Below are 5,397 nucleotides of genomic sequence, written 5' to 3'. Positions count from 1 at the left end.
GCCACCACCCCACAACAACAAAGGGGAGCAACCACGACCCACAAACAAAAAATATTCATGCCGGCGGCGACCTACTCTCCCACACCCTCCCGAGTGCAGTACCATCGGCGCTGGTGGACTTAGCTTCCGGGTTCGGAATGGGACCGGGCGTGACCCCACCGCTAACACCACCGACAAAAACCAGGCAACAACCAACCCCACCACAAAACTTCGGGTAGGTGGTGTCATGCCAGACACTGAACAGTAGACGCGAGCAAAAACCCTAATTTTTCACACTCTTTTGTGTGTTGAATGTTTGGTCTATTAGTACCGGTCACCTCCACACCTTACGATGCTTCCAGATCCGGCCTATCAACCCCATCATCTATAGGGGACCTCAAAAGAAACCTAATCTTGGAACAGGCTTCCCGCTTAGATGCTTTCAGCGGTTATCCCTTCCGTACGTAGCCAACCAGCCATGCCCCAGGCGGGACAACTGGCACACCAGAGGTACGTCCATCCCGGTCCTCTCGTACTAGGGACAGCCTTCCTCAAGTTTCTACGCGCGCGGCGGATAGAGACCGAACTGTCTCACGACGTTCTAAACCCAGCTCGCGTGCCGCTTTAATGGGCGAACAGCCCAACCCTTGGGACCTACTCCAGCCCCAGGATGCGACGAGCCGACATCGAGGTGCCAAACCATCCCGTCGATATGGACTCTTGGGGAAGATCAGCCTGTTATCCCCGGGGTACCTTTTATCCGTTGAGCGACACCGCTTCCACAAGCCGGTGCCGGATCACTAGTCCCTAGTTTCCTACCTGCTCGACCTGTCAGTCTCACAGTCAAGCTCCCTTGTGCACTTACACTCAACACCTGATTGCCAACCAGGCTGAGGGAACCTTTGGGCGCCTCCGTTACTCTTTGGGAGGCAACCGCCCCAGTTAAACTACCCACCAGGCACTGTCCCTAACCCGGATCACGGGCCGAGGTTGAGATGTCCAATACGATCAGAGTGGTATTTCAACAACGACTCCACCCCAACTGGCGTTGAGGCATCACAGTCTCCCACCTATCCTACACAAACCGAACCGAACACCAATACCAAGCTATAGTGAAGGTCCCGGGGTCTTTTCGTCCTGCCGCGCGTAACGAGCATCTTTACTCGTACTGCAATTTCGCCGGGTCTGTGGTTGAGACAGCAGGGAAGTCGTTACGCCATTCGTGCAGGTCGGAACTTACCCGACAAGGAATTTCGCTACCTTAGGATGGTTATAGTTACCACCGCCGTTTACTGGGGCTTAAATTCTCCGCTTCGACCCCACAAGGAATCTAACAGGTCCTCTTAACCTTCCAGCACCGGGCAGGCGTCAGTCCGTATACATCGACTTAAACGTCTTCGCACGGACCTGTGTTTTTAGTAAACAGTCGCTTCCCTCTATTCTCTGCGGCCACAACCAGCTCAACCACGTCGGTCACCAGTCATGGCCCCCCTTCTCCCGAAGTTACGGGGGCATTTTGCCGAGTTCCTTAACCACAGTTCTCCCGATCGCCTTAGTATTCTCTACCTGACTACCTGTGTCGGTTTCGGGTACGGGCCGTATATCCACATCGCTAGAGGCTTTTCTCGGCAGCATAGGATCACCAACTTCCCCAAATACGGGTACGCATCACGCCTCACCCACTGTGCTCCGGATTTACCTAGAACACGGGCCACACGCTTACACCACGATATCCATCACGTGGCACGGCTACCTTCCTGCGTCACCCCATCACTTGGCTACTACCAGTTCAGGTCCCCAGCATCACACACACCAACCAACCCAAAAGGCTGGAAAAAGGCGCATGTTCAGGTGGGTTAGTATCCCTGATTCACCATGGGCGCGGACACACGGGTACGGGAATATCAACCCGTTATCCATCGACTACGCCTGTCGGCCTCGCCTTAGGCCCCGACTCACCCTGGGAGGATTAACCTGGCCCAGGAACCCTTAGTCATTCGGCGGAGGAGTTTTCCACTCCTCATTCGCTACTCATGCCTGCATTCTCACTCGCGCACACTCCACACTAGGGTTACCCCAGCGCTTCACAGCAGTCACGCGACGCTCCCCTACCCAACCACCACAAAAGATGATTGCCGCGGCTTCGGCGGTGTACTTGAGCCCCACTACATTGTCGGCGCAGAACCACTCGACCAGTGAGCTATTACGCACTCTTTCAAGGATGGCTGCTTCTAAGCCAACCTCCTGGTTGTCTTCGCGATCCCACATCCTTTTCCACTTAGCACACCCTTAGGGGCCTTAGCCGGCGATCTGGGCTGTTTCCCTCTCGACTACGAAGCTTATCCCCCGCAGTCTCACTGCCGTGCTCTCACCTGACCTGGCATTCGGAGTTTGGCTGATGTCGCTAAGATGATAGTCCCGCTAAACCAACCAGTAGCTCTACCTCCAGGAGGAAACACACGACGCTGCACCTAAATGCATTTCGGGGAGAACAGCTATCACGGAGTTTGATTGGCCTTTCACCCCTACCCACAACTCATCCCCTCAGTTTTCAACCTAAGTGGGTTCGCGCCTCCACAGAGTCTTACCTCTGCTTCACACTGGCCATGGGTAGATCACCCCGCTTCGGGTCCAGGACATGCCACTAAAAACACACTAATTAGTATTCGCTTTCGCTACGACTACCCCACCAAACGGGTTAACCTCGCGACATGCCGCTGACTCGCAGGCTCATTCTTCAAAAGGCACGCCATCACCCCACACGGAGGCTCTGACGGATTGTAAGCACATGGTTTCAGGTACTATTTCACTCCCCTCCCGGGGTACTTTTCACCATTCCCTCACGGTACTAATCCGCTATCGGTCATAAGCAGGTATTTAGGCTTACCGGGTGGTCCCGGCAGATTCACAGCAGATTCCACGAGCCCGCTGCTACTCGGGCAACACACCAATTGCAGATGCAAGTGTTTCACGTACCGGACTCTCACCGTCTACGGCAGGACATTCCAATCCACTTCCGCTACACCCACACACACGCAACGCAGGACTAGCAGACCCTGCAACAATGCATCCCCACAACCCCACGCACGCAAACCCTGCCAGGTATCACACGCACGCGGTTTAGCCTCATCCACGTTCGTTCGCCACTACTAACGGAATCACAATTGTTTTCTACTCCTACGGGTACTGAGATGTTTCACTTCCCCGCGTAACCACCAATTAGACTATGAATTCATCTAACGGCGACCGCCCACAACGACGGCCAGGTTTCCCCATTCGGACACCCTCGGATCAACGCTTAGTTGGCAGCTCCCCGAGGCCTATCGCAGCCTCTCACGTCCTTCATCGGCCTACTATGCCAAGGCATCCACCATGCGCCCTTACAACACAACACACAAATACTCAAGAACAATCACAAACAGAAAAACTGCTTGACAAAATCGAACTTACAGAAAAACAAGATGCTCGCGTCCACTATCCAGTTCTCACACAACACCCACACACCACAGAACAAACCACCAAACAGCAGCCCGCCTGCAGCACGCAGCAACCTGTACAACAGGAACAACAACACGTGTGTCATCCCAGACACCCAACAGCGCACCAACAACCAACCAACACAAAAAAGGAAAGCACCTTAAACGTTTAATCATCACTTACACGCGCGCAGACCACCATCACTCAAGCAGTCTAACCAGCAGGTGTTCCACCCAAAAAACAAAAAAGCCACACGCCACCAACACGATGACACATGACACAAAGAAAAAATAATCTCCTTAGAAAGGAGGTGATCCAGCCGCACCTTCCGGTACGGCTACCTTGTTACGACTTCGTCCCAATCGCCAATCCCACCTTCGACAGCTCCCTAACGAGTTTAGGCCACTGGCTTCGGGTGTTACCGACTTTCATGACGTGACGGGCGGTGTGTACAAGGCCCGGGAACGTATTCACCGCAGCGTTGCTGATCTGCGATTACTAGCGACTCCGACTTCACGGGGTCGAGTTGCAGACCCCGATCCGAACTGAGACCGGCTTTACGGGATTAGCTCGCCCTCACGGACTGGCAACCCACTGTACCGACCATTGTAGCATGTGTGAAGCCCTGGACATAAGGGGCATGATGATTTGACGTCATCCCCACCTTCCTCCGAGTTAACCCCGGCAGTTTCTTACGAGTCCCCACCACAACGTGCTGGCAACATAAGACAAGGGTTGCGCTCGTTGCGGGACTTAACCCAACATCTCACGACACGAGCTGACGACAACCATGCACCACCTGTATACAAGCCACAAGGGAAACACCATCTCTGGCGCGATCCTGTATATGTCAAGCCCAGGTAAGGTTCTTCGCGTTGCATCGAATTAATCCACATGCTCCGCCGCTTGTGCGGGCCCCCGTCAATTCCTTTGAGTTTTAGCCTTGCGGCCGTACTCCCCAGGCGGGGCGCTTAATGCGTTAGCTACGGCACGGATCCCGTGGAAGGAAACCCACACCTAGCGCCCACCGTTTACGGCATGGACTACCAGGGTATCTAATCCTGTTCGCTCCCCATGCTTTCGCTCCTCAGCGTCAGTTACTGCCCAGAGACCCGCCTTCGCCACCGGTGTTCCTCCTGATATCTGCGCATTTCACCGCTACACCAGGAATTCCAGTCTCCCCTACAGTACTCAAGTTATGCCCGTATCGCCTGCACGCCCGGAGTTAAGCCCCGGAATTTCACAGACGACGCGACAAACCACCTACGAGCTCTTTACGCCCAGTAATTCCGGACAACGCTCGCACCCTACGTATTACCGCGGCTGCTGGCACGTAGTTAGCCGGTGCTTCTTCTCCATCTACCGTCAGAAACCCTTCGTCGATGGTGAAAGGAGTTTACAACCCGAAGGCCGTCATCCCCCACGCGGCGTCGCTGCATCAGGCTTCCGCCCATTGTGCAATATTCCCCACTGCTGCCTCCCGTAGGAGTCTGGGCCGTGTCTCAGTCCCAATGTGGCCGTCCACCCTCTCAGGCCGGCTACCCGTCGCCGCCTTGGTAGGCCATTACCCCACCAACAAGCTGATAGGCCGCGGGCCCATCCCACACCGAAAAAACTTTCCACCACAGCATCCACACCATGGTCCTATCCGGTATTAGACCCAGTTTCCCAGGCTTATCCCGAAGTGCAGGGCAGGTCACCCACGTGTTACTCACCCGTTCGCCACTCGTGTACCCCAGCAAGCTGGAGCCTTACCGTTCGACTTGCATGTGTTAAGCACGCCGCCAGCGTTCGTCCTGAGCCAGGATCAAACCCTCCATCAAAAACCCTTCAAATCAGAAGAATCACAAAACAATGAAAGGCCCAAAAACCTGACAAAAACAAAACAAACAACCACCACACACAACACCAATTGCATGCGGCCTGGCCGTTATCCAAAAA

The 5,397-nt window shown here is 54.6% G+C and carries 3 rRNA genes; all 3 read right to left on the bottom strand.

Features of this window, described 5'->3' with window-relative positions:
• Positions 1-58 precede the first annotated feature (58 nt).
• Positions 59-175: ribosomal RNA gene (rrf, locus tag HMPREF2651_RS01750) — 5S ribosomal RNA — on the bottom strand.
• A gap of 107 nt (positions 176-282) precedes the next feature.
• A 23S ribosomal RNA gene (locus HMPREF2651_RS01745) occupies positions 283-3,373 on the bottom strand.
• Between the two features lie 386 nt (positions 3,374-3,759).
• Positions 3,760-5,279: ribosomal RNA gene (locus tag HMPREF2651_RS01735) — 16S ribosomal RNA — on the bottom strand.
• The 16S, 23S and 5S rRNA genes sit together here, the layout of an rRNA operon.
• Positions 5,280-5,397 lie beyond the last annotated feature (118 nt).

Origin of the sequence: Corynebacterium sp. HMSC063A05 (assembly GCF_001809695.1) — a bacterium.
In the GTDB taxonomy this organism is placed as follows: Bacteria; Actinomycetota; Actinomycetes; order Mycobacteriales; family Mycobacteriaceae; genus Corynebacterium; species Corynebacterium amycolatum.
The sequence above is the reverse complement of the archived record's forward strand: the minus strand, read 5'-3'. Positions and strand labels throughout refer to the sequence as shown.